The 25755-nt window shown below is 69.3% G+C and carries 19 protein-coding genes; 14 read left to right on the top strand and 5 right to left on the bottom strand.

Translation table 11 applies throughout. From position 1 onward, the window contains the following. Positions 1 to 34 precede the first annotated feature (34 nt). A complete protein-coding gene (locus ACRAKJ_RS19475) occupies positions 35 to 2638 on the bottom strand; it encodes a tetratricopeptide repeat protein (protein WP_438919755.1) in 2604 nt (867 codons plus the stop codon). A gap of 1135 nt (positions 2639 to 3773) precedes the next feature. On the opposite strand from ACRAKJ_RS19475, the gene ACRAKJ_RS19470 reads away from it, so the two are divergent. Both ACRAKJ_RS19470 and ACRAKJ_RS19465 read left to right on the top strand, forming a co-directional pair. Continuing rightward, positions 3774 to 4106: a hypothetical protein gene (locus ACRAKJ_RS19470; protein ID WP_438919756.1), complete on the top strand. Its 333-nt coding sequence runs from the start codon at positions 3774 to 3776 to the stop codon at positions 4104 to 4106. Continuing rightward, positions 4103 to 5011: a barstar family protein gene (locus ACRAKJ_RS19465; RefSeq protein ID WP_438919757.1), complete on the top strand. Its 909-nt coding sequence runs from the start codon at positions 4103 to 4105 to the stop codon at positions 5009 to 5011. The genes ACRAKJ_RS19470 and ACRAKJ_RS19465 overlap by 4 nt, the downstream gene beginning before the upstream one ends. A gap of 510 nt (positions 5012 to 5521) precedes the next feature. Here the strand turns inward: ACRAKJ_RS19465 and ACRAKJ_RS19460 are convergent. Then, positions 5522 to 6718 (bottom strand): helix-turn-helix domain-containing protein, encoded by a 1197-nt coding sequence (locus tag ACRAKJ_RS19460; protein WP_438919758.1) that lies wholly within the window; start codon positions 6716 to 6718, stop codon positions 5522 to 5524. A 313-nt stretch (positions 6719 to 7031) separates the two neighbouring features. On the opposite strand from ACRAKJ_RS19460, the gene ACRAKJ_RS19455 reads away from it, so the two are divergent. The 5 genes from ACRAKJ_RS19455 to ACRAKJ_RS19435 all read left to right on the top strand — a co-directional run bounded on the left by ACRAKJ_RS19455 (position 7032) and on the right by ACRAKJ_RS19435 (position 15876). Continuing rightward, entirely contained in the window at positions 7032 to 7271 is a 240-nt protein-coding gene (locus ACRAKJ_RS19455) for an MmyB family transcriptional regulator (RefSeq protein ID WP_438919759.1), read from the top strand. Further along, a complete protein-coding gene (locus ACRAKJ_RS19450; RefSeq protein WP_438919760.1) occupies positions 7255 to 7524 on the top strand; it encodes an MmyB family transcriptional regulator in 270 nt (89 codons plus the stop codon). Before ACRAKJ_RS19455 ends, ACRAKJ_RS19450 begins: the two co-directional genes overlap by 17 nt. A 275-nt stretch (positions 7525 to 7799) precedes the next feature. Next, positions 7800 to 9734 carry a hypothetical protein gene (locus ACRAKJ_RS19445; RefSeq protein ID WP_438919761.1) on the top strand — a complete coding sequence of 645 codons (1935 nt, stop codon included), beginning with the start codon at positions 7800 to 7802 and terminating at the stop codon, positions 9732 to 9734. A 336-nt stretch (positions 9735 to 10070) separates the two neighbouring features. Further along, positions 10071 to 13682 carry a WD40 domain-containing protein gene (locus ACRAKJ_RS19440; protein ID WP_438919762.1) on the top strand — a complete coding sequence of 1204 codons (3612 nt, stop codon included), beginning with the start codon at positions 10071 to 10073 and terminating at the stop codon, positions 13680 to 13682. Positions 13683 to 13758: 76 nt separating this feature from the next. Then, positions 13759 to 15876, top strand: coding sequence for a tetratricopeptide repeat protein (locus tag ACRAKJ_RS19435; RefSeq protein WP_438919763.1), 2118 nt, complete (start codon positions 13759 to 13761; stop codon positions 15874 to 15876). Here the strand turns inward: ACRAKJ_RS19435 and ACRAKJ_RS19430 are convergent. Continuing rightward, positions 15870 to 16958 (bottom strand): ThiF family adenylyltransferase, encoded by a 1089-nt coding sequence (locus tag ACRAKJ_RS19430; RefSeq protein ID WP_438919764.1) that lies wholly within the window; start codon positions 16956 to 16958, stop codon positions 15870 to 15872. The genes ACRAKJ_RS19435 and ACRAKJ_RS19430 overlap by 7 nt on opposite strands. Positions 16959 to 17352: 394 nt before the next feature. On the opposite strand from ACRAKJ_RS19430, the gene ACRAKJ_RS19425 reads away from it, so the two are divergent. Continuing rightward, on the top strand, positions 17353 to 18432 hold the full coding sequence (locus ACRAKJ_RS19425; RefSeq protein ID WP_438919765.1) for an IS630 family transposase: 1080 nt from the start codon (positions 17353 to 17355) through the stop codon (positions 18430 to 18432). A 16-nt stretch (positions 18433 to 18448) separates the two neighbouring features. On the opposite strand, the gene ACRAKJ_RS19420 is transcribed toward ACRAKJ_RS19425, so the two are convergent. Further along, positions 18449 to 19666 (bottom strand): helix-turn-helix domain-containing protein, encoded by a 1218-nt coding sequence (locus ACRAKJ_RS19420; RefSeq protein WP_438919766.1) that lies wholly within the window; start codon positions 19664 to 19666, stop codon positions 18449 to 18451. A gap of 190 nt (positions 19667 to 19856) precedes the next feature. Between ACRAKJ_RS19420 and ACRAKJ_RS19415 the strand changes: the two genes are divergently transcribed. Then, on the top strand, positions 19857 to 21011 hold the full coding sequence (locus ACRAKJ_RS19415; protein ID WP_447009064.1) for a helix-turn-helix domain-containing protein: 1155 nt from the start codon (positions 19857 to 19859) through the stop codon (positions 21009 to 21011). Between the two features lie 74 nt (positions 21012 to 21085). Here the strand turns inward: ACRAKJ_RS19415 and ACRAKJ_RS19410 are convergent, their stop codons facing one another. Then, entirely contained in the window at positions 21086 to 22456 is a 1371-nt protein-coding gene (locus tag ACRAKJ_RS19410; RefSeq protein WP_438919767.1) for a helix-turn-helix domain-containing protein, read from the bottom strand. Between the two features lie 206 nt (positions 22457 to 22662). On the opposite strand from ACRAKJ_RS19410, the gene ACRAKJ_RS19405 reads away from it, so the two are divergent. The 5 genes from ACRAKJ_RS19405 (at position 22663) to ACRAKJ_RS19385 (ending at position 25709) form a co-directional block, all read left to right on the top strand. After that, a complete protein-coding gene (locus ACRAKJ_RS19405; protein ID WP_438919768.1) occupies positions 22663 to 23205 on the top strand; it encodes a DUF4254 domain-containing protein in 543 nt (180 codons plus the stop codon). Positions 23206 to 23210: 5 nt separating this feature from the next. Beyond that, positions 23211 to 23519, top strand: coding sequence for a hypothetical protein (locus ACRAKJ_RS19400; protein WP_438919769.1), 309 nt, complete (start codon positions 23211 to 23213; stop codon positions 23517 to 23519). Then, positions 23512 to 23811 (top strand): hypothetical protein, encoded by a 300-nt coding sequence (locus tag ACRAKJ_RS19395; RefSeq protein ID WP_438919770.1) that lies wholly within the window; start codon positions 23512 to 23514, stop codon positions 23809 to 23811. Before ACRAKJ_RS19400 ends, ACRAKJ_RS19395 begins: the two co-directional genes overlap by 8 nt. A gap of 416 nt (positions 23812 to 24227) precedes the next feature. Then, on the top strand, positions 24228 to 25493 hold the full coding sequence (gene fxlM, locus ACRAKJ_RS19390; RefSeq protein ID WP_438919771.1) for a methyltransferase, FxLD system: 1266 nt from the start codon (positions 24228 to 24230) through the stop codon (positions 25491 to 25493). Between the two features lie 9 nt (positions 25494 to 25502). After that, positions 25503 to 25709: an FxLD family lanthipeptide gene (locus tag ACRAKJ_RS19385; RefSeq protein ID WP_438919772.1), complete on the top strand. Its 207-nt coding sequence runs from the start codon at positions 25503 to 25505 to the stop codon at positions 25707 to 25709. Positions 25710 to 25755 lie beyond the last annotated feature (46 nt).

Genomic DNA, 25755 nt, shown 5'->3' with positions numbered 1-25755 from the left:
CGGGCATGTGGGTGCCTGACGCTGCGCAGTGTGATCATGAGCGTCGCTTTTCGACACTGCGGGCCAGTTCTTGAATGTGGGTGAGATTCTCCCTCACGGCGGCGGTGTTGGGGTGAGCCGGTCCCAGCACCTCGATGTGCTCGGCGAGCACGCGGTCGAGCCTGGCGATCGCGGTCGCATGGTCACCTGCTTGTGCGTGGCAGGTGGCGATGTCATTGCCGATCATCAGGGTCTCGGCGTGGCGGGGGCCCAGGGTCTCGGTGATGCTCGGGAGCAGGAGTTCGAATTCGACGAGTGCCGCCTTGTGGTCACCCGACCTGGCGCGGAGGACGGCCAGGACCTTTCGGGTCATCAAGGTATCCAGATGACCTGGCCCCAGTACTTGACGGCGATCGGCGAGCAACTGCTCGAACTCCGCAATCGCGCCGACCAGGTCGCCTGACTCCCCTCGGCATATGGCCAGGTTCGCTCGCGTCGTCAGAGTGTTCGGGTGATCGGCACCCAGACTCCGCTTCTGGTCGGCGAGCAAGTGCTCGAACTCGGTGATCGCGCCGGCGTAGTTACCGGACTCCGCGCGCCAGCGGGCCAAGTTGTTGCGCACGGCCAAGGCGTCCAAGTGGTGTGGCCCCACCGCCTCGGTCACCTCACCGAGCAACCGGTCGAATACGTCAACAGCATCGACCCGGTACCCGGCGTCGGCTCGGCACGCGGCCAGGTTGTTCCGGGTCAACCTGGTATCGGGGTGATCCGGTCCCAGAATGCGGACACGGTCGGCGAGCAGCCGTTCGAACTCCGCCACCGCGCCGGCGTGGTCGCCTGACTCCGCACGCTTGATGGCCAGGTTGTTGCGGCAGATGAGCGTGTCGGAGTGATCCGGTCCCAGGATGCGGATGCGGTCGGCGAGCAGCACTTCGAAGTGCGCTACCGCTTCTGCCGGGTTGCCACCCTCCGCTCGCCACAGGATCAGGTTGCTGCGAGTGGTGAGGGTGTTCGGGTGGTCGGGGCCCAACACCCTGAGGCAGTACTCCAGTAACCGTTCGTGCTCGGTGATCGCGGCGACGTGATCGCCTGCTTCCGCTAACCACAGACTGAGGTGGTTTCGTGTCGCCAGGCTGCCGGTGTGGTCGGGGCCAAGATGGCGGTGCGCCTGTTCGTGCAGGTCGCGGAAGTGCTCGACGGCCGCAGTGACCAATCCGGCCTCGCCGAACGACCGTCCGGCACGGAACAGCAGCCGATGCACTCGCGTCCGCCACAACTGCGGGGCGCTGGTGGCGTGCAGTTCGGTGGTGCACGAGCGAAGGGCGTGCGCAAGTTCTGTGTCGACGTCGGTGGGCGGCCAGATCGACAGGAGTGCGTCTGCGGCGGTATGAGCCGCGCGCACGTGGTCGTCATAGGTGAGCGCATCCCGTACGGCGCGTTGCACCAAAGCGTGAACCTGGACCGTCCGTGCCGGTTGGGAGGTGTCGAGGGTGATCAGGCTGAGGCGGTGCAGGTTGCCCAGGGTGTCCACCACCGCGTCGGAGTTCACCTCCCGACCTGCGACACCGGCCATGTGGCCCAGGCTGGGCTCGCTGGTGAAGAACGTGGTGGGGACACCCGTGGGGTCGAGCAGGCTGGTCAGCGCGAGCAACGGCCGGGCCACGCCTTCAGGGCTGCGGCGGTCGGCACGTTCGATGGACAGCGACCACGTCACGGCCACCGTGGCGTGGTGCTCATCGGGCAACTCTCCGCTCAGGGGAACCACCTGCCCCAAGGTCCTGCGACGGTCGGCCAGCCTTTCCCGGTAGGCCGACACGGTGAGCAGGGGGTTGTCGGTGATGAACGCTGCTGCTTGTGCCAGGGCCAACGGCAGGTATCCGAGGTCCGCGGCGAGCGCGTGCAGCCCGTTGAGGCCGTCCTGCGTGCTCCCGTGCCCAGGCAGCTTCCCGGTCAGGTAGTGCAGGGCTTCGGTTTCGCTGAACGAATCGACTGCGACGTCCGGCCGGTCCTGACGTGCCAGCAGGGCGTCACGACGCCGTGTAGTGATCACAGTGCGACCTGCGGGGTTGTTCGGTGGCCATAGCCCCTTCAGGTCGGCTGTCTCCTGCACGTCGTCGAAAACGATCAGCCAACGCCGGTCGGTGGACCCCAGCCACGTGCGCAGCTTTTCCGCAGCCTCATCGGCCGTGCCGGTGCCGGTAGCCGGATCGCTGCCGAGCACCTGCGCCGCTGCGTCCGCGTACGCCGCCACGATCGCGGCCCTCGTGGCCGCATTGATCCACATCACCAGGTCGACGGACTTGTCCCGCCACACGGCCCGCGCTTGGGATGCGGCCAACTGCGACTTACCGACTCCGCCGAGCCCCGACAGGACGACTCCGAACACGGCGGTGTCGGAGCGGGGCGTCACGATCCTGGCGATCTGCTGCTCGACCGCTCGGTGTTGATAGTGATCCGCCGGCGGCGGCGGTACGCCCAACCGCACCGGCCAGGCTACGGAAGGACGTAAACGACTGTCCGTAATGATGATGTCACGACTAGCCGCTATCGCGATACTCGAACTGTCGGCGTAGACCGACTGCACGACCGAAGGGCGGCCGTTGGGCGTCGTATCGGCGGGAACGTCGGCATCGTCGGCTAAGGGAACATCGCCACGCACCGCACGATCTTGCCACATACGTGTGTCCTGCGGGCACCGACTTGCGGCCGCGCGATGACACTGCACAGTGTTTCCGCTCTTTTGCGGATCTCGGGGCAGCCTCGTCGATGACAAGTGAAATCCGCCGACATTTGCAGTTTGAAATGCCCCTCACAGCCGTTTTCATCGCGACGTCGCAGGTCACGGCGCAGGCTGAGCAGCGGGAGCACGGTGGGCGACGCCCCACAACGGGAAACTCGTTGCGCTGTCCTGCTCTGCCGCGATCCCGCTGTCCAACCGCACCCTCGTCCGCCTGGCTGGTCTCGTCCGTGCGGAGCGGGCGCGGCGCCGCTCACGATCGCGGCGCCCCGATCCCGGCCGTCAGCGCTGCTCATGCTCATTGCGCATCCCAACACCCGCCGGCGTAGTGGACAAGGTCATCTGAATCGAGTACCACCTCGAAAGACAGGTCACTCCGGCTTCTACGGAAGACGCGACCGGCGAGGTCTTCGCGACCGCATAATGAGGTCTCCCCTACTCGCGCGAGGACGACGTGGGTACGGCGACGGCAGGAGTTGTCGCTTGGGACCACCCCGCTCGTACAGGGAAGACATCGCCCCCGACGGAGCAGTGAGATAGCCAGCCGGACCCCCGGTCACGCGGGAAGACGCAGCACCGACTCCGCGGAGCGGTACAAGCGCTGGATCATCCCCGCTCGAACGGGGAGGGGCTCGAACGCCACGACGTACCCGGCCTGGTGGGGCCACCCCCGCTCCCGTGGGGAAGACACGCTGCTCTGCGAGATGGACGTCAACGCCCAGGGACCATCCCCGCTTGCACGAAGAAGACCGCGTCACGACCAGCGATTCTACGTGCCTGGGGTCTCCGCCGAGTTCTGAAATCACCTCGGCCTGCACCGCGCCCTGGCCGCCCATGAGATTACTGCCGTCATTCGCGAGATTACTGCCGTCATTCGCGCCTGCCGCACGCATCCCACCATGGGCAGCACATCCGTCAGGCGACCGTTGCGGGCTGGATCGGCCCCTCTTCCACGCGACGAGCCGGATCGAGAACGGCGAGCGCAGGTAGATCCCGGCGTTTCACTGTTCGCGATCAGACCTGTTGTGGCGGCTCCGGTCGGTAAGGTCGCGGTGTGGTGACGAGCGCCGAGCCGCACCTCGCGCCGGAGCGGCGGCGGTGGAGTTGGCGGTACCCGGTCGAGCCGCGCTGGCTGCTGTGCGGCGGTGTCGGCGGCGACGATGACCTCGCGTTGGCGCTGTGCGCCGGGGTCGAAGGGGTGTTCGTCGACCTTCCGGCCAGATCACGGGAGCGGTTCACGCTCGTCGGCTGCACCCCGGACGGTGTGCTCGCCGATCTTCTCGACCGGTTGCCCGGCGAGGCGCACGGCACCGGACGGGCTTTGCTGGGTGATCTCTTCCTGGCGGCACCCCATTGCCGTCGTGGTGCGGTGAACAGCTGGGCGACGTGACCGTGCTCGCGCAACGGCCGAGTACCACGGTCCCGGGGACCGTGGACGTGGACCTCGACGGGTTCGTCCGCGTGCACGACCGCACGGACGAGGTGCCGCGTCCCGACCACGTCGACGAATTCGCCCTCCGGGACCGCGACGAGGCGGCATACGGCACCTGTCGGGACATCACGGGCGTATTCCGCGAGCAGGCCGAACCGCCGGTGCCACGCGTCCGACTGCTCGGATGCCGGCCGGAAGCCCCGTTGCCGACCGCCCTCGACGCGGTCGGGCAGTCCACCAAAGCCGCCTCGCGTCGCCGCCGACTCCGATTCCGACTCCACGCCGTCGCCGACGACGGTTCAACCGGCCTGGTGACCGGTGCCGGGGTGTCCGCGACGGTCGAGGCGACCGAGCCGTCGCGACTGGGGGTCGGCCTGCTCGACCTGACCGTCGTTAAGGACTGGGGAGAGCCGCTACCGGCGGGAATCCCCGACATCCTGGGGCATTGGCGCGCCGGACGGCCGTCCCGGCGTGACCTGTGGGCCGGCTACGGCCGTGAGCTGCGGCACCGGTGGTCCGCGGTGGCACTCGGCCACAGAACCGACGCGCCGAACCGACCACCCGGCGCCACCTACGAACTCCACGGCCGGTTCGTGACCGACATCGAGGGGTTCTACTACGCGACCGGAGAAGCGGTCAACGGACCGGGCGGGTACTTCGGCTTCAACCTCGACGCCCTGGAGGATTGTCTACGCGGGAGGTTCGGCACGCAGACACCGTTCCGACTCGTGTGGCACGACTCCGCTGTTGCCCACGAGCACCTCGCCGGCGGCTACGACCGGCGCCGACTGCGTCCGACGGTCACCATGCGGTACCTCCGGGACGTGCTCGCCGAGCACGACGTCGAGGTCGACCTGCGGTAGCCAGGCGCCAGCCACCGACCGGCGGCACACGAACCCCTGTCCGGAGGGCGGAAACAGACCGTTCACCCATCCGCACATGCCGATGAGTGCATGTTCGCCGACCGAGAGTCCAGGGGTGTCCCTGTAGTGTCGGCGCGGTCTGCGAGTCGGTCGCGGGCCGCTGCGGGCAGGCTTGGGTTCACGGCCATCGCGGCGCGGAGGTCCTCTCGTCGCCCGCCAGGCACTCCTGCACCGCCTCCTTCAGCGCGGCGCAGGACGCCCCTTCACTACGAGTGACGTCATTAGTCGACACGCGGCATGCGGGTCGATGGGCGCAGGCGGGTGCGGATGAACAGCCGCCGCCTTGCGGACGCGAGGCCTGCGGGAACTCGGCCGCTGCGGGGCCCGCCTCACGCCGCGCACCTACCGGAAAGCGCGCACGTGGATCGACCGGAACTTCTACGACCTGCCCACGGCCGAACAGCGCGCCAACCTCATCCGCGAACTCGACAACCGGTGGACCGACGTTCGTCAACGCCTGTTCGCAGTTAGAGATTCAACCTGTCTTATTCGAATGTCCAGACGCTTTGAATTGACCCCCCTGGCGGCTACACGAGCCCTGTCGAGGGTTTCTTCGGCGGCATCAAGAACATCGGCCTTAGCGAAGGCTTCTGCCAGCCATGAAAGATATAGTGCAACTTCGCGAACATGATTGTTGTCATAAGATGATATCGCTCTAGACAGAAGCGGCTCCGCTTCCGATGGTCGACCAAGCTCGATAAGGCACCTCCCGGCCATTACGTCGATTTCGTCTCGATTGAGCCAGTAAACCCATTCCGGCTCTTCAGTGTCGTCGGACCGCTCTTCGTAGGTGTCGTCAACCGCGTCGAGCGCCCGCATAGTGGTGGAGCGGTCCCGGGTGCGGGCGCTTGCCCATGCGACGCGTTCGAGCAGTAGTGTCTTAACCACGGGTGAAGCGCCGTCAGCGCCTTTTGTCGCTGTACGTGCCAATAGAGCGGCATCCTCGGCATTGCCCACACTGGCCATTTGATAACTGAGCGACGATAGAAGCTGTGCAGTCAGTATTCGATCGCCAGCCTCGCGCGCAGCTCCAGCGCCATCCAAGTAGAGCTGTTGGGCTTCACTGTAGCGTCCTGCATCACTTGCCACCCATCCCGCAAGTTGAGCCGTCTCTCCGATAATGGAAAGTAGACGCTTTCCAGTGGGTTCGCTGTAGCTGGCCGACCTGACAATCTTCTCAACTTTGGACAACTCTTTACGCACAAGCGGGTAAAGGTCATCTCCGTACACCACGTCGTCAAGATGACGCAGTTCAATTACTCGCCGTTCAAGTTCTTCGACCAGAGTCTTCCCGACCCGCTGACCGGCGTTCTGGCGGATGATTCCAGGAGTGTCCGCCACAAGCCACTCGTGTGCAATCCTGATCGGATCAACGGCAGGCTTTTCCTGATCGCGCAGCTTGACCAACCCTCGCTCTAGCTCATTCCTCCTAGTGGCACGCTCGATGTCCATCGCCTTTTCGTGGGCCGCAACAAGTCGCCCTCCTGCCTTCAAGTGCGCGTCCGCCATTTCCCAAAATATTTTTTCGGGAGACTGACGCCCGGCGCAGATGTGCGAAATCGACGTGCGGTCATAGTTGGTCGCCCTGGCCAGGTCGCTTCTTGTGACGCCTGAAGAGTCGATGAAGGCGGCCAGAAGCTTTCCCAATTCACGACGATATTCTGCGATTGCGTCCGGTTGACGTGCCATTGAGGCCCCCGAGTGGTCCAACTGGGTCTGTCCGCGCCATGGTCCAGCCTAGCTACCTGCACGAACGGGTGACTCGGTTAGGCGTGGGACTTCAGTGGACGGGCTTCCCCACAGGTGGTGGAGTCGCCGGCCCGAGCACTGCGCCTGTCCGGCACCGAACAAAATCTGCTCCACCGGCTGGCCTGGTACACCGCGCCAGGTTCGGACGTCGTGTCGTTGCGAGACCCGCCGAGCGTGCAACGGCTGCTCGACCCGGCTCTCGCACATTCCGGTGGTCGTCTACGACGCCGGCTGGACACTCGTGCTGGCCAACGCGCCCTACGACGCGCTCATGGGCGACACGACCACGTGGCGCGACTTGGAACGCAACGCCGTCTGGCGCAACCTCACCCGCCTGCCTTCACAGGTCGTGCACACCCCGCGAAAGCAGGCCGAACACGAGGCCCGGCTCGTGGCCGAGCTGCGCCTGACGACCTCGCGCTACTCGGCCGACCGTGGCTGCGGCGCTTGATCGCCGATCTGACCTCCGGCAGCCCTCGCTTCGCCGAGCTCCGGGACGCCGAGGCACCCCCGTCCCCGGCCAACCTGTCCCGGCGCAGGACCATCGACCACCCGGCGTCGGCCCGATCACCCTGGACTGCGACACGCTGCTCGTCGCGATGGATGACCTGCGCATCACCGTGTACACCGCCGAGACCGGCACCGAAGACGCCGACCGCCTGGCACCCGCCGTCGTTCTTGGCACCCAGTCGCTGCAGCTCTGAGCTGCTGGGGGACACGCCGTCCGGTGCCCGACTGCGTTTCCACTTGACGTCCGCTCATGCCGCTGGTGGCGTGGACCGTGAGATCAGAAGGATGTCGACATCGCGGTGGCCCACCACTCCAGTTGGGCCAAAGGTAGGCAGTAGGTCGTAAGTCCGTGCGTGCCTCGAGCAGTGATTACGATTGCTACACTGCCTAGTCTTCTGGGAGCGATGATTCACTCCTACCGGGGGCGGTTATGGGTTCAGTGCGTCGGTGGCCATGGGTTGTCTTTTTCGTGGCGACAGTGGTCGCAGGACTCGGCGCAGTGGTCGCATTCGGCGCACTCGAGACCGGGGACAAGATCGCGAGTGTGGTCAGCTGCATAGTCGGTCTCGCCGCGTTGTGGGTGACCTGGCTTCAGCCTGGTCGATTAGGCACGGTCGACGAAGCCACGGGAGCGGCCTGGGCCGCTGATCTGTTGACGGGGGCACTTGAGCGGCTCCAACGCGAGGCTTCGACCCGCGGTCTGATCTTCCCGGAGCCGCTACGAGTGCCGTGGCGGTCTGTTGGCGGGCCGTTCGCCACGAGCCCTGACGTCGTGCTCGGGCGGCTGTCGGGCGTTCGACGAACCGCCTTGAACGTGCGAGGAGACGTGACAACGCTCGGAAACCTCGTAGCCGCGCTACCCGCGCGTCAGGTTGTGATCACCGGCGCGGCCGGAGCCGGCAAAACCTCGGCCGCGATTCTTCTCGCTCCGCAGATTGTTCGCGAGGGCGAAGTGCCTCTTCTTGTCGACATGATCGCCTGGGACCCGGAGAAACATCCCCTGAACGAGTGGCTCGAGGTGTGCCTAACCGCTGTTCGGCCCGCGTCCGTGTCCGTAGAAGCTGCGCGTGCCGCCGCTGCCCGGTTGGTCGAGCACCGCGCGGTCGTCCCGTTGCTTGACGGGCTCGACGAGTTGCCATACCACCTCATGATACAAGTGATCGAGTTTCTGCACGAGTGGGATCGCCCGTTCGTGCTCACCAGTCGAACCGACGAGTACGACGCCGTGGTTCGAACCACGGGCCTAACCGTGGCCAAAGCGCTGGTGGTGCGCTTGGACCCGCTGCCGGTCCCCGAGATCGTCACGCACCTGACCGCAGGTCGGGCCGATGCCGAGGGCCGATGGGCGGCGGTGACGGCGCGATTGCGCACGCCGGGCCCCCTGCGTGAGACCTTGTCGACACCGCTGATGAGCGGTATGGCCAGAATGGCCTATACCCCTGGAAGCTCGGATCCGAGGGAACTTCTGGCGTTGGACGACGTCAACCACCTGGAACGCCACTTGTTCGATCGCGTGCACCCATCTGATGGAGCTTTCGCCTGGCTGAAAGATTTGGCACGCTTCCTCGACCGGGACGGGACTCGACAGTTGGATCTTTGTGCTCCTCTTGCCCCGGCGACTTGGTCCAAGTTCCATCGAGGTTTTCTGACCTGCTCGGTGATTTCCTCCTACTTGGCGTTCGTGTGCCTGTTCACGCTATTTGGGTGGTTCGAGTGGAGCGGCAGTGTGATGAGCATGCTGACATCGCTCACATGGTGGATTGGCTTGGCGGTCGGCTTTCTGATAGTGCGACTCGCCACCCAAAGGCGGGACCAACCAGTCATGCTGTATCGAGTCCGGACTCGACCCAAGCGAATGCTGAAGGCCGCTGCCGGTGGCGCGGTCGGCACTATCGTATTAACAATCATGGACACCGGGTCAACATTCATACCGTCAACCGAGGTGCTGACCTTCCTCATTGGGATCGTGGCTACCTCCCTCATCGGCGCTGTGGTGGGAACCCTGTCGTGGGGCAGCCTTACCGAACCTGTCGATGCAAGTGAGGCGACACACCTACTGTCGGCGATCCACCGGGACGGTTGGACGCTGTTCGCCCACTTACCCGCTCCGATCCTCGGGGCAGCCGTCTACGCGACCTTTCTGGAGCGGATGGACATACTTCCACAGACTGCGGCAGTGGCCCTGATCGCGGTTACGGTTCCCCTCTCCCGAGCTCCGGGTACGGCTTGGAGCCGCTGGGTGATATGGAGTCTCCGCATGTATCGCCACGGCCTGCCGCGCAACTTGGAGGCATTACTCGAGAATGCCCGCGAGCGGGGCATCCTGCGCGTAGCAGGAACGAGCTACCGGTTCCAGCACACCAAAATACAAGATCACTTCGCCTGTGCCCACAAGAGCAACTGATGTGGTACGCCGCTTCGACGGGAGACCGCCCGTTCGAGACCAGCCGAACGTCCTGTCATGCCGCTGATCGGGGAGCTGCATCTACAGGGGCGTGCTACGACTTCCCGGCCCGCCCGCCGCAAATGACTTCCCGGCGAGCCGGGAAAGTCTCCGAAAGGCGTCGATTAAGCTCGCCTGCCGCATGCCGGGAGTGTCGGAGTCCGGCTTCCACGACTGGAGGGGTCACGCTTCCTCGTTGTGGGCGATCCGTCAGCCTGGCTCGTCGATATGCGACCATCGCGTCGGCGGTGGGCGCGGGCCTCGGTAGGCTCCGCCTGTGCTGCTCCAGGATCAGCGGTGACCGGCGGAGACACGCTGGCACGGGCACGGCTGGCTCGACACGATGCCGACAAGCGTGTCGAGCGGGCACGTAACGAGCTCAAGCTCGCGAGTGTCAAGGCGAAAGCGCACCTGGACGTAGAGGACCGCACCCTCAAGGAGATCGCCGCCGAGATCGGCGTCTCCACCGCTCAACTCTCGAAGCTGGCGCCCGCTCGCCGCAACGCGGAGTGGGAACCCAGAGGAGTCGTCACCCTCCAAGCCCTCGACCGGTACACCGACGGCGCCTACCGGCTGGTGGCGTTGCGTGCCAGGTTCGACGAGGCGAACGACGCGCTGACCGAGGCGGAGAGCCGGTTGGGGCTGGTCGAGGCCCGCACCGACGTCGAGAGCGCGCCGCCGGCTTTCGCCCTGCCGCCCCTGCCACCGCACTTCGTGCCACGTCCGCGCAAACGTGCGGAGGTGCTGCGCGCGCTCACGGATCTGGCCGATGGCACGGGTGGCGCGGTCGGCGTCTCGTCGGCGGCCGACCTGTCCGGCGCCGGCGGGTACGGCAAGACGACGCTCGCGCTGGACGTCGCCCGCCAACCGGAGACCGGGCGACTGTTCCCCGACGGGATCGCGTTCATCGAGTTCGGTCCGCGCCCATCAGTGGTGACCCTGCTGTCGGACTGGGTCTCGATCCTGGACCCAGACGCACCCGCGGTCCGTTACGGCTCGGTGGAGGCCGCGAGCACCGCGTTCATGCGGGCACTGGGTGACCGGCGCATGCTGCTCGTGCTGGACAACGTCTGGGCGCCCGAGGACCTCGCTCCTTTCCTGCACGGCGGCCCACACTGCGTCCGGCTGGTCACCAGCAGACGCACCGACCTGCTGCCGCCGGAGGCTGTCGGGGTCGATGTCGACCGGATGGAACCGGCCGAGGCGGTCGAGCTGCTGGTGCGGGAAGTACCCGGTGCGGCGGAAGACGACGTGTTCCCGCTCTACGCGCGCAGCGCGCGGTGGCCCGTCGTGCTGGGCCTGCTCAACGGTGTGCTCCGCAGCCGGACCCGGGGCCCGGCCGGTCGGCCGGTGGCGGAGGTCGTCGCCGCGTTGACCGCCCGGCTGGACCAGTCCGGCGTGTTCGCCACCGACGACATCGCACCGGACTCCGAGCGGACGGCTGCGGCGGTGCTGGAGATCAGCGCGGAAGAGCTCGTCACGAACGGGGACTCGACGCTGCTGGACCGCTTCATCGCCCTGGCCGCGTTCCCGCCCGGAACCGCGATCGACTTCGGCCTGCTGGAGCGGCTGTGGCGGTGCGACGCGCTGGCGGTCGCGGCGGCGTGCACGGAGCTGGCGGCCAGGTCGCTGCTGGAGGCGGTCGGCACCGCGGGCGCCCGACTGCACGACGTCGTGCACGAGCACCTGCTGCGCAGCAGGTCCGAGCAGGTCCGCCAGGTCAACGCCGAGCTGGTCGCGCTGCTGCGGGCGCGCTGCCCGGACGGCGAGTGGCACCGGATCCCGGTGGCCGACGAGCAGTTCCTCGACCAGCTCGCCCACCACCTCGTCCAGAGCCGCCGGGAGGACGAGCTGGCCGATCTGGTGCGGGACTTCCGCTTCGTGGTCCGCCGGATCGCCCAGGGTGGCCCCGCCCAGCTCGACGGCGACGCGGACCGGTGCGCCGCCGCGTTCGCCGACGACCCGTGCCGGCCCCGGTTGAGCCGGGTGCTGCGGTTCGCCGGACACTTGGTGACGAGGGTGACGGATCTGCGCAGCATCGCCGCCACACTGCACAGTCGGGTCTTGGAGGACGCGGAGCTGCTCGGCTGGTTCCGGCACGTCGAGGAGGCGCTGAGCGGCGGCCTGGCGGCGATCCATCCGATGCCCGACCGCCCGGATGCCCGGCTGCGGTCGATCTCCGTCGGGCACACCGAGGCCGTGACCTGCCTGGCCTGGCGGCCCGACGGCGAACAGCTCGCCAGCGGTTCCTCCGACGGCACGGTGCGGCTGTGGACGGCGGCCGGTTCGCCGGTGCGCACCGTCCATGTGGGCAGCGGGGTGGTGCGGCTCGTCTGGAGCCCGGACCGCAGGCACCTGGCCGCGTTGACCGACTCCGACAGCCTGGTCCTGATCGAACCGATCCTCGGCGAGGTGCGCGCGACCCGACTGCCGGGCACCGACCTGTCGGGGCTGGCCTGGGCACCGGACTCGTCCGCGATCGCCGTCGGGGTCGCAGCGTCCATGCTGAGCTGGGATCCCTATGCCGGTCAGCCACAAGGTCTGTGGAAGCTGTCGTTGCAGGAACAGGTCCGGGACGTCGTCTGGCCGACGCGCGGGCCGGCGGTGGTGACTCGCAGCGGTGTCCACGGCCTGTTGGACGGCACGACCTCCGGTTGGCACATCCCGCTGGACCTCCCCGGGTCGCTGCTGGCGTGGTCGCCGGAAGGCGGTCGGTTCGCCGTGGCGGAGTCCGGGACGCGGGTCTGCGTGGTCGCCGCCGACGGGAGCGAGGCGACGACCGAGGAGATCCCCGGCCACTGGGGCACGTCGCTGGCCTGGAACCACGACGGCACGATGCTCGCCTGCGGCGGGCAGCAGGGAGAGGTGCTGCTGTGGGGCCCGCCCGGCTCCGGAATAGCCGACCTGCCGAGGAACGCGGACGGGGTCACCGCGCTGGACCGGCAGCAGGGCATCGACTTCCGGCGGACCAGGGTGTCGGCACTGGCCTGGCACCCCGCCCGCCCGACGCTCGCGGTCGGCTCGCACACCAAGGACGTGCGACTGTTCGACCTCGACCGGCCGCCGGGCCTGCCGGACACCACCCAGGTCAACTGCGTGCGCTGGCATCCGAACCGGCTGCTGGTGGCAGCCGCTGCCCAGGACGGCGAACTGGTCCTCGCCTCGGCCGCCGACCCACCCGACCGGTGGACCTTCCCTGTGCACGAGCACGAGGTGCGGGCCGTCGTGTTCGCCCCGGACGGCACCGCGCTGGCCACGCTCGCCGAGGACGGGTTCGCGCTGTGGGAGTTCACCGACCACGAACTGCACCACGTCGCGAACCCGATCGAGTTCCGGCGCGGCAGCGCCCTGGCCTGGTCGAGCGGGAACCTGGTTGTGCTGGGCGGCGACGGCGAGGTCGTCCTGGTCGACGCCATGACGTGGCAGACCGTCGCCCGGATCGAAGTGGACGGTCCGGCCAACAGCGTGGACGTCCACCCGGGCAGCGGACAGATCGCGATCACCGCGTCCGGCACGACCGTGCTGGTGCACGACCCGCGCACGGGCCGGACCCGGCAGCTGGAGGGGCACACCAGCACGGTCAGCGCCGCCCGCTGGGAACGTTCCGGGACGCTGCTGTCGGCCGGATATGACGGCCGCGTCCTACGCTGGGAAGTCGGAACGGCCCCGACCCTGCTCGCCCAGCACGACGCACCGGTCTGGGACGTGGCCGTGGACCCGACGGCCGACCGCGCCTTCACCGTGACCACGGCCGGTGTGCTCGACGAGCTGGCGTTGGACCGCTCCGCGCCGCACCATGCGCAGTCGGTGGCCGTCGACGGCGCTTTGGCGGGCGTGGCGGTGTCGCCGGACGGGCGCGAGGTGGTGGCGTGCGGCGCCTCCGGGCTGTACTTCTTCCGTCGCACCTGACCGGCATCGGAGTGGTTCGCCGAATGTCACCGCTTCGGCGGTAATGCTCGCGCCGGAAACGGTGAGACTCGATCTCGTGATCCGATTATCCAACGTTCACAACAAGATCAGCGGGATGGTGGCGGGCACCGTCGTGCAGGCCGGTGTCATCGAGCAGGTCGTCCTGCCGGTGCCCGACACCGTGCCCGTACCGCGGCAGCTGCCCGTCGCATCCGGTGACTTCACCGGTCGGGCCGCGGAGACGGCAGCCCTGGATGCGCTGCTGACCGCGTCCGCTGCGAGCCCGGTGTGCGTGATGGCGGGCCCCCCTGGCGTCGGTAAGACGACCCTTGCCGTGTGGTGGGCGCACCGGGTGCGCGACAGCTTCCCCGACGGCACCCTGTTCGTGAACCTGCGCGGCCACGACCGGGACCGGCCCGTGGACCCGTCGTCGGCGCTCGTGTCGATCCTGCACGCGTTGGGCCTGCCCGAGACCCGCATCCCGGTGGACCTCGCCGACCAGTCGGCCGTGTACCGGTCGTTGCTGGCGACCAGGCGGGTGCTGGTCGTGCTGGACAACGCGGGCAGCGCCGAGCAGGTGCGGCCACTGCTGCCCGGCACGCCGGGCAGCGTCACACTCGTGACCAGTAGGCGCGCCCTGATCGGGCTGACCGTCACCGACGGCGCCCGGTCGTTGCCGCTGGGCCTGTTCGCCCGCGCGGAGGCGGAGACCCTGCTGCGCCGGGTCCTCGGCGCCGATCGGGTGGACCGGGAGCCCCAGGCGGTCGCGCGGCTGGTCGAGCTGTGCGCGCGGCTGCCGCTCGCCCTGCGGGTCGCCGCGGGCCGGGTGGCGGCCCGACCCCTGAGCCGGATCGCCGACCTCGTCGCGGAAATCGAGCACGACCGGTTGGACGCGCTGAGCGACACCGACGACGACCGCAGCGCGGTGACGCGGGTGTTCGACTGGTCCTACCACCGCCTGCCCGACGACCTCGCGCGCCTGTTCCGCGTGCTGGGCCTGCACCCCGGACCGGAGTTCGGCCCGGACGCGGCCGCCGCGCTGTCCGGCACCGATCCCCGGACTGCGGCCCGGCGCGTCGAAGCCCTCGTCGACGCCAACCTTGTCACCCCGGTCGCACATCGCCGCTACCACGTCCACGACCTCCTGCACCTGTACGCGAGCCGACGTGCCGAGGCGGACGACCCGGTGGAGCGGCTGGCCGAGGCCAGGCGCGACGGGCTCGCCTGGTACGCGCGCACCGCGCTCGCCGCCGACCGGCTCGTGTTCCCCGCGCACCCGCACGTGGTCGTCGATCTCGACGGGCCGCCCGCCGCGATCCCGGCCGACCGTGCCCAGGCGTGGGCCTGGTTCACCACCGAGCACCGCACGCTGCTGCCGGCGTTGCGGCAGGCCCTCGCCCACGACCTGCACGACATCGCCGTCGCCTTGGCGGCCTCGATGAGGTACCTGGTGTTCCGGCCGGTGGCGCTGTGCCCGGTGCGCCTGGAGGTCGAGTCGGCGGGCCTGCTCGCGGCCCGTGCGCGTGGTGACGTCGAGGCCGAGATGGCGTTCCTGCGCCGGCGCGCGGACACCTACCAGCTGCTGGGCAGGTGGGAGGAGTCCGACGCGGACCTCGCTGCCAATGTCGAGTACGCGGTGGCCGGCGGCGACCGTCTGCAGCTCGGGAAGGCGCTGTGCGGCCTGGGGCACAGCCGGACGTTGCAGCGGAGGCTGGTCGAGGCGCGCGACCACTACCTGAGGGCGTTGCCGCTGGTTCGAGGCAGCGGCTACGTCGAGGCCGTCGTGGAGTCCAATCTCAGCCGGATCAGCGCCGGGCTGGGCAAGCACGCCGACGCCGTCGCGCACGCCGAACGCGAGTTGGTGCTGCGCCGGTCGGGCGACGACCCCGTGGGCGTGGGCTACGCGTTGCACGACGTGGCGGTCGCCCACCAGTGCGCGGGCGACCACCAGGCGGCCGTCGAGTTCGGCGAACGGGCCATCGACGTGTACCGGGAGGCCGTCGCGACGGACAACTACCTCGTCGACGCCCTGCACACCGTCGCGCTCTCCCACGAGCACCGAGGCGAGGTCGACGCCGCCCGGGGCTGCCTGCTGGAAGCGGCCGAAATCCTCACCCGCCTCGGCGATCCCCGGGCCGAACCCCTGCGTGAACGGGTCCGTGCGATGTCGTACCCCCGACCCGGTCGCTACTGACCCGGTCCGCACGCGGGGCACAGCGGACTCGGCGCGTCGAGCACGGCGACGGGCACCATCCGCGACGTGACGACGTTGAACCCGCGCCGGACGTTGACCACCGGGGGTGGGACGTCGGTGATCAGGCTGATCACCGCGTGCGCGGCGGCGTTGCCCGCGTACCCCACCGTGATGGCGTTCGCCGCGTGGGGTGCCTCCACACCAGCGGCCGGAGGCCACTCGGTCCGCTCGGGCAGCCGGGCAAGGCGGGCGCGTTCCTCCGCGGCCCCGCACTCGAAGCACGGCCCCGTACCCGGGACGAACAGGCCGATGCTGACGAGCGGCCCGTGGTAGCCGCTGCACACCCACGGCGTGCCGGTCTCCAGGCACGCGCGGTTGGCCCACGACCGGATGTCGCGCGGCTTGTCGGCGGTCAGCAGCAGGACGTCGAAGCCCGCGGCGAGTCCGCGCAGGACGTCCGGGCCGGTCACGTCGAGCACCTCGCCGCTGATGTCGATGGTCGAGTTGTGCGCGCGCAACCGACGCACCGCCGCCTCGGCCTTGAACGCCCCTTCATCGGCCTCCTGGTACAGCAGCTGCCGGTTGAAGTTGGAGCGCTCCACCACGTCGCGGTCGACGCAGTGCACCCGGCCGACACCGGACTGCACGAGGTTCATCGCCGCCACGCAGCCCGCGCCACCGAGTCCGACGATCACGACGGAGGAGCCGGCAAGCGCGTCCTGGACGTCCCAGCCGGAACGGCCGGGCGTGAGGTCCATCCACTTGTACAGCTCGACGCTTCGGCTGTACCTGTCCCGGTCGACCCCGGCAGGCGGCGCTTCAGCTTCTTCCAGGTGGCCGGCCAGTTCAAGGTCGGCCACCGCCGCGCGCACCAACTCCTCGGTCGTGCCCGGGAACCGGTCACGCATGGCGGTGACGACCGCGTCGAAGATCCGTCCGTCGAGCAGTCCGAGCAGCACCCACAACCACCCGCCGTCGTCGGCGAGGTCCAACCGGATGCCGGGTACGATCCCGCCGAGCCGGATGTGACCGTCGCTATAGCGGACGGGCCGGTGCGCGAACTTGATCCGCGGCCTGCGCACGACTATCCCTCCACCGTGCCGTGGGAGAACAGCACTTCACGTTCGGCCGGAAACAGCCGCAGCACGGTAAAGGCGGGTGGCCGGGAGCCCGGCCGGCGGGCGGCGTGCGACCGGACGGCGACGGGACGCCGGTCCCGGTTCGAGCGAGTGGGCGCGGAGGAGGTACGCATCCGAGTTTCTCCCTGACCACCAGGCCCGCGACATGGTGTCGCGGAAGACAACCGGCGCGACCATGTTCTCCTTTCCGCACGTTTCCGGCTTTCCGCCAATTTCCGAAACAGCCGCCACCCGGCGCGCTCCGCCCAAACACGTTAGTTCGCAATTGAAAAACCCAACCAGTCACAGGAGCCGAATTATTGAATCGAAAGTAATCGGTTGCCTGCAGGCTGGCCGGGTGGTCGAGGTCGAGGGTGCGCACCGGTTGTCGCCTGCGGAGCAGGAGGTGTTGCGGTTGCGGGTGGTAGCGGCGCTGGAGTCCGGGCAGGTGGAGGGCTACCGGCAGGCGGCGGAGGTGTTCGGGGTCTCGGTGCGGTCGGTGGGCACCTGGTGGCAGGCCTACCGGCAGGACGGTCGCGGCGGCCTGGCGACCCGCCGGGGGCGTCCCGGTCCCGCCGAGCTGATCAGTGCGGAGGACCGGGGCGCGCTGTTCGCGGCGATGGCCGACTACAGCCCGGAGGAGTTGCTGATCGGCGGCCCGTTGTGGACCCGCCAAGCGGTGGTCGAGCTGATCCGGCTGGTCGTCGGCGCGGACATGACCGAGCAGGGCGTCGGGTTGTGGCTGCGCCGGCATGGCTTCACCCCGCAGCACCCGGCCCGCCGCGCCTACGAGCAGCAGCCCGCCGCCGTACGCGCATGGCTCGATGAGGACTACCCGGCGATCGAGGCACGCGCCAAGGCCGGGGGCGCGGCGATCGCGTGGGTCGACCAGTGCGGACTACGCTCGGACGCCGCGCCGCCCGGCCGGTCCTGGGCGCCGAAGGGACGCACGCCGATCGTGCGGGTGACCGGCAAACAGCTGCGGGTCAACGTCATGTCCGCGGTCGCCTCACGCGGCGCACTGTGGTTCACCGTGTTCACCGTGTTCACCGTGTTCACCGAACGCTTCACCGCGACCGTGTTCACCGCATTCCTCGACCGCGTGGCCCGTCAGGCGGGCAGGAAGGTGCATGTCGTCGCCGACCGGCACCCCGTGCACCGCAGCAAGGCCGTTCGCGCCTGGCTCGAGGCCAACACCGACCGCATCGAGCTGCACCACATGCCCGGCTACAGCCCCGAGCTCAACCCGGACGAGCTGCTCAACGCCGACCTGAAACGCAATGCCAACGCCTCCCGGGCCCACAACGCCGGCCGGCTCGCCCACGAGACTCGTCGGTTCCTGCGCCGTCGCCAGCGACAGTCGCATATCGTCCGCGGCTACTTCCGGGCCCCGCACGTCCGCTACGCACATGTAGGCAACCGAACACTTTTGACTTAATAACGGCTCTGCGGATTCACCCGGTCGGAGCGACGCCCATCCGCCACGCCAGGCCGCGCAGCTCCCGGCCGCCGGAGTCGCGCTGCGCGCGGCGGAGGTGGTCGCTGACGACCTCCCGGACGAACACGTCGTTGCGGACGCGCTGTGGGGCCAGGCGCTCCGCGTGCAACAGCATCGCCAGACCGCGCTCACGCGTGGCGGCCCCCGTCATCAGCGAGCGGCCCAGGTCGGCGTAGAACTCGGCCTGCCGCCCCGGCGAGGGGATCACCTCCGGGTGCACGTCCTTCGCGATCTCGGCGACCTTCGGGCCATCCCCGAACTCGGTGGCGAGGGTGACCCGCCATACCCCGACGTTGGCCCGGCCGAACCACATTCCGGCGAACGAGCCCACCTCCGTGTCGAGCCGGTCGGCCGCGTCCTGTGCCTCGGCGAGGTGCACGGCGGCGGTGTCGCGGTCCGACTGCGCGGCCGACGCCAACGCGGCGGACAGGTGCAGCACCCCGTAGGACTGGAGCACGTCGGGATCGTCGAGATCGGGGACCAGCTCGTCCGCCGTGCGGACCGCCCGGCGGTACTGCTGGGAGCGGGAGAGCGGCCCGGCCGCGTCGCCGCGCAGCCAGGCGGCGAACCCGCGCCAGGCCGGGGCGTCCAGTTCCTCCGCGCACCGCGCCGCCAGGCGGGCGGCGAGCAGCGGCAGGCCACGGCCGCCCAGGCGCTTGGTGGTCCACATGGCGGCGTCGTAGCAGCGGATCAACGCCCGCAGCACGTCGTCCCGCCGCTGCGGGTGCCGCACGTAGACGGCGTGCAGCTCGGCGATCAGCTTCGGCGCGAGCCGCCCCTGCGCCGAGTAGTCGGAGTGCACGTGCGTCAGATCGGTCAGGTGCTCGACGTCGGCGGCGATCTGCGGCCAGTCCCGCACGGGCACGCCCGGGTCGTCGCCAAGTTCGAACAGCTCCAGCGCGGTCTCCAGGCTGAGCAGACCCGCCTGCGCCTCGACGTCGAAGGGTTCGCTCGGCGCGTGCGGTGCGCCGGTCAGCTCGGCGGGGGCGACCCGGAGCGCGCTGGCCAGCGCTTCGAGCGTCGACCGCTTCGTTACCGGCCGCAGGCCGCGTTCGATCCTCGACAGATACGGGGCGCTGATCCCGGCGAGCCCGGCGACGGCGGTCAGGCTGAGCTGCCGCCATGACCGAACCTCGCGGAGCCGCCGGCCGATGTGGTTGTCGTTGATGTCCACGCGCACCTCCTCGGTCACTCCAAGGGTAGCCGGGCCAGGTCGGCGCATCATGCGCGTGACGACCTGCTTGGATGACCCGATGCCGTTATTGAGCCGAAAGTGATCGTCTTCCGGCAGGTTGATCACTCGTGATCGAGGTCGAGGGTGCGCACCGGTTGTCGCCCGCGGAGCGTGAGGTGCTGCGTTGTGGGTGGTGGCGGCGTTGGAGGCCGGGAAGGTCGAGGGCTATCGGCAGGCCGCGGAGGTATTCGGGGTCTCCGAACGGTCGGTGGGCACCTGGTGGCGCGCCTACCGGCGGAAGGGTCGCGACGGCCTGGCGACCCGCACGGGGCGTCCCGGCCCGGCCGAACTGGTCAACGTCTTGCCCTTCGGAAGGTACCTGGGCAGCACCTGGTGGCAGGCGGCCGTGCCCAGCTGGAAGCCCGGCGAGCCGCACGTCTGGTGGTTGATCACGAGTTCGGCGTGGGTGGCCGGGGTGTCCAACCAGCAGGTGGGCGGCCTTCATCTCGACGTGCTGGCCCAACCGCATGGTGACGACGCCGAGCCGGGCCATGCGCGCCTCGACGGCCGGACTCCAGGTGCCGTCCCGGCCGGAGGTCATGGTGCCGTGGTCGACCTCGCCCACACGCACCCGGCCCACGGTCCTCTCCCCCTCGGCGCCGCGCCGCACCCGGCGAGGCAGATCGTCCACGGCCCACTGCGCCTGCGGCGGGTATCGGGAGCCGTCGCGAGCGGTGGCGTGATCGACCGCCTCGGACCGGGACTGTGGCACTCGTCCGAGCACCGGTTCGGGTGCCTGCGCGTTGTCCCGTCGCCGCGGAGCCGTACGCGCCGGCACGGCCGCCGGTGGCGCGGTGCCCGTGGACTCGGATTCGCGCAGCCTGGCCGGCAACGCCTCCAGCGCCTCCCGCCACGCCGCGAACGCGCCGAACACGGCCTTGAAGGGGTGCTCGGGATCGAAGCCGTCCTCGACGCCCACGGCTGCCCACTGGTCGGCCAGGTCGTAGCGTGCCGAACCGCGCAGCGCCTCCAGCAGGCCGGTGTGGGCATCGGCCCACAGCTGCTCGGCGTGCCGCACCGCCGCCACCGCCTCGTCCGCCTTGCGCTCGACCACGCTCAACCGGGCAGTGCGACTCACTGTGCCACCTCCACAGCCGGAGCGGCCGATCGCCGACCACCGGCACGTCCAGCCGAGTACAGCCGACGTGTGTCGGCTCATTCAGCCTGCGCCACGCAACTCACCGGCGGATGCGTCCACGACGACCTCGACGAACACCGGGGCGATGGGCTGTGCCGCCCCACGGTCACCGCCACGACGATGCGCAGTCCGCTCCGTCGCCCGTGACCGCCCCGACCCGGCGCCCACGCGGCACACGATCACCGCCCGCGCCGACATCGGAGGTTCACCGGAAAGCAGGATCAGGCGGCCGTGCGCAGCAGCCGGACTTCGTGGTGAAGTTGCCGCACGTCGCTGGTGCCGCCATGCCGTCCGGCTTCCTCCTCCAGCGGCTTGAGGTGGTCGAGCAGCCTGGTCGACTGCACAGCGCGCACGGCATCGAGGGCTTGGGCGCCGAGCTCGACCCCGGCGGACAGGTCGCCCTCCGCCAGCGCGCAGGTGGCCAGCCAGGCGAGGTTGAACGCGCGCTGACGGACCCGGTCGGCAGGGGCATCGTCGAGTGCGCGCCGGAGACGTTGCATGGCGGTGGCACGGTACACGGCGTCGGTGAGGCCGAGGTGGCTGTGGATGCGGGCGGCGCTGGTCTGCAGGGCGGCGTGGTCGAAGAACCGCAGGAACTCCTGGTGCTGGTCGTCGGTGGCGTGAGCGTATTCGTCCTCGGCGCGGCGCAGGGCGGTCATGGCCTGCCGGGTGTCCCCGAGGTGGGCGTAGGCCAGCGCTTCGTGGGTGAGCAGCAGGGAGACGGCGACCGAGGAGTGGGAGTCCTGTGCGGCGATCTGGCCGAGTTGGAACAGCTTGAGTGCTTCGGCCGGATCGTCGTTGTCCAGGGGAACACGTCCCAGGTGGTAGAGCACGATCGCGGTGTGGGCCGGGTCGCCGGCGTCCCGGGTATCACGGACCGCCTGGCCGAGCCAGCGCCGGGCATCGCCTTGCAGGCCGAGGTCGTGCGCCGTCCATCCGGCCAGCGTCTTGGCCTCCGCGATTGCCGACAGCAGGCTGGTCCGGACCTCGTCGGTGGCCGAGGCGTTGAGCAACGACTGCGCCCAGTGGGTGTGGGCGAGGATGGCGTCGCGGCAGGAGCCGCCGCCGTGCGCGGCGTCGTAGGAACGCAGTGCCGCGGTCAGGGCGCGCACCTGGTCGACGTCGGTCGCGCTCAGGCGCTCGGGTACCGGTGTGGCGGTCGTGCCCACGGTGAGCAGGTCCAACTCGGGTTGCGTGAGCGCCGCCCCCATGACGATCTTGCTGATCAGACCGAGGAAGCCGCGACGTTCGAGCATGAAGTCGTCCTTCGTGCGGTGGAGACCGGATGAGACCGCCATGTCCTGGACCGCCTCGCCGGTGTACGCCAAACCCATATAACCCCGAGGGATGCCCAAGCCGTCGGCGATGCGTTCCAGCACGTCGTATGCCTGGACCTGACGCCCGTTGACGATCGCCGAGATCTCCGACTGCCCCTGCCCCGTGCCGGCTGCGATCTGTCGCTGGGACACCCCGAACCGCCGTAAGAGCCGGTAGACCCGGCCGATGTCCCGCCGGGCCAGCGCTGCGCGCATGTCGTGGTCATGCCACACGACCGAGTTGATCGGCCGGTCCTCGCCGCTGCCGACGTTCATGGACCCTCCCGCGGCTCGTTCACCGTCACCGTAGCGGCCCCCTCGGCCGATGTACCGCCGTGATCAGCCAAGCTGATCAGCCCCGCTGATCACCGGACGATCAGCGATGCACGACACCTCCGCGTCTTCCCTCGACCCGAAGAAGTGCGGCACCGTCGAGCAACACCGCTTGACCTGCCCTGACGCTGCACCCGGAGGTGGACGCCGTGGTCACCGCGACACTGCACCCGAACGACGCGCTGCTGCTGCCCACCGGGCACGACATCCTGCGGGCCTTCGGCGCCGGACACCCGACCGACGACCACCCCGTGCTGGTGGTGGTCACGGTGCTGGCCCGCCGCCACCAGGAACGGGCCGAAGCACTCCGGACGGCCCACGAGACCCAGGCGGGCGACGCCGTGCTCGCGGCCTCCGCTCGGGTCCTGATCGACTGCGCGCACGCCCGCGCGCCCCTGATCGAGCAGATCGACCACTGGGCCGCCGAGGCGGTGCCCGAACCGTCCACGGCGGCCCTGCTGCACACCGAGACCCTGGGCCGGCTCGTGGACCGCATGGCCCTGACCTGGGCGCGCTGGCAGCAGCTGCACGCAGGCGTGCCCGCGTCGCGCCGCGTACCGGTCGGGCACCCCACACGGACCGCGATGGACGAGGTCGCAGCCCTGTCCAACGCCTACGACGACCTGCTGGTCGACCTGCGCAGCGGACGGCGGCGACTGCCCACCACAACGCCTGTCATCGCGGACCTGTAGCCGTCGTGGCCCAGCAGTGGCGCGCGATCGTGGCGCTGCCCGTGGCCGTGGACAGCCCGCTGGGCCGGGCGGGCGATGCCGTCGAGGCCGTCACCACCCACCTGCCGCCGCCCGAGGAGCACGCGCGCTGCGCGGTGTGCCGCACCCTGCCGTGGCCTTGCGATCCGTTCGACACCGCGGCCCGCGACCTCGCGGTCCTGGGCATTCCCGTCGGCTACCTCGTGCCGCTGGAACTGCACCCCGTCCTCTGGCCGGCTACCCCGACCACCTCCGACCAGCCGACCCAGCACATGCCGGGAGCCACTGATGGATGAAGCCCTGACCGCCGAATCGCACGGCGACCTCACCGGTCATCTGGACTACCTCGAACACATGCTCGTCCTCGGTGACGACGCCACCCGGACAGCAATCCTGGCCGGTGAACTGCCGAAGCTGACGGCCACCGTGCGTGACCTGATCGAGCAGCACCGGCCCGACTCGAAGGGCCGCTGTCCCTGCCGTCCCCGGTGGCGACGTGGTCGCACCCCGAGCTGCCGGATCCGGGCCACCGCCCACCGGCACCTGATCGCCGTCGAACCCGCCGCGCCCCCGACCAGCGCGGCGTGACACGCCACCTCCGCCGACCAGGCCACGGGCGCACCGTCGGCGGGCTGCCAGAGGTGGGGGAACGTTCCGCGGCGTTCCCCCACCTCCCGGACCACAGCGCACGCCGGTTGCGAAAGACGCAAGTGTCAGCGGCGAAAACCCCGGTAAGACAGCACCGGCAACACCACCGGATGATCGCGTTCAGTGATCACGGCGATACGGTTTGACGAGATCCGGCCACCGGCACCACAGAGGAGTAAGTTTCACGTTCCGTTTGTACGAGTACGGAATCTTCGCGCACCGCAATCATCGGATCGGCGGCATGCGCCACTCGCCGTATGCCGTCCCGGACAGCAGTCGCGCGATACGAAACGCAAACAACCGCCGATCGGATCAGCAGCCACACCACTATGAAATTCGACAGTGAAGGACATCCCGTGACTGGAACGACGCCGGATGAACAAGCCACCACACTGCGCAACCAGACCGTCGATGCGCTTCTGGAGGCGGGCACGATCGTCTCCGCGCGCGTCCAGGCGGTGATGCGAGCGGTTCCCCGCGAGACCTTCGCTCCGGAGGCCGCTCTCGACGCGGTCTACGAGCCGTGGAACGGGCTGGTGACCAAGAGGGACGAGCACGGGCGGCCGTTGAGTTCGCTGTCCGCGCCGGATGCGCAGGCACACATGCTGGAGCAGGCCCGGATCGAGCCGGGGATGAACGTGCTGGAGATCGGCTCCGGCGGGATGAACGCCGCCTACCTGTCCGAGATGGTCGGGCCGAGTGGCCGGGTGACGACCGTCGACATCGACGAGTTCGTGATCGAGCGGACCTCGCGGTTCCTGACTCAGGCCGGATACCCGCACGTCAATGTGGTGTTGGCCGACGCCGAGTACGGCGTGCCGGAGCACGCGCCTTACGACCGGATCCTGGTCACCGTCGGGTCGTGGGACGTGCCGCCGGCCTGGATCGACCAACTCGTCGAGGGCGGCCTGCTCGTGGTTCCGCTCAAGGTCATGGGGCTGATGCGCACCGTGGCCCTGGTGCGCGAGGGCGATCGGCTGGTCAGCGAGTCGGCCCGACTGTTCGGGTTCGTGCCCATGCAGGGTGTCGGCGCCCACGACAGCGCCGAACTGGTGCTGCGCGAGGGCGCGGTCAGGCTGGTCTTCGACGAGCAGGCCCCGGCCGACCCGTCACGGCTGGACGGCGTGCTGGAGTACGAGCCGCTGGTGGTGGACAGCGGCGCCGGGCTTCGTCTCGGGGAGCCGTGGGCGACCATGCAGATGTGGCTGGCCACCACGGTCCCCGGGTTCTGCCGCATCATGGTCGATCACACGGCGAACGAGGCGTCGTCCCGACCGTTGGGCGGCATCTACACCGGGATGGCGGCCGTCGACAGCGCCAACCTGGCGTACGTGGCCTCTCGCAAGCTCGGCGGGCAGGACCTCACGCTGGAGGTCCACGCCTACGGCCCGGACCCCGCAGCCCTGGCCGAACTCGTCGCCGAACAGCTGCGGATCTGGGACCGCGACCACCGCGGCGGCCCGGGACCGCAGTACCTCGTCTACCCGACGGCCACCCCCGAGGAGCGGCTCCCGGCGGCGGACTTCGCCGTCGGCAAGCGCCACAGCCGGGTCCTGATCACCTGGCCACGGCCCGCGAACACCGTCGGCCGCGACGTCCTACACCACCCCAACCACCAGTAGAGGAGAACCGTGACCGTAGTAGCGATCGAGCCCCCCGGCAGTGCGACAGCGCTGCTGGAGGTGCCCGCCGAGGACGAGTTCGAGTTGGACATCCGCCCGGTGCTCACGTACCAGGCGGTGCCGCACGGCAACAACTGTCCCACCGACGACGGGTGCGGTAGCACCTGCGCCAATGGCGCGAGTGCGTGCACTTCGCAGGGCAACAACCAGTTCTGATCAGCGCTCCTCCCGGCCGTCGAGGTGTCCCTCGGCGGCCGGGAGG

The organism is Saccharothrix sp. DSM 118769 (assembly GCF_052936295.1).
This window is presented reverse-complemented; position numbering and strand designations above follow the sequence as displayed.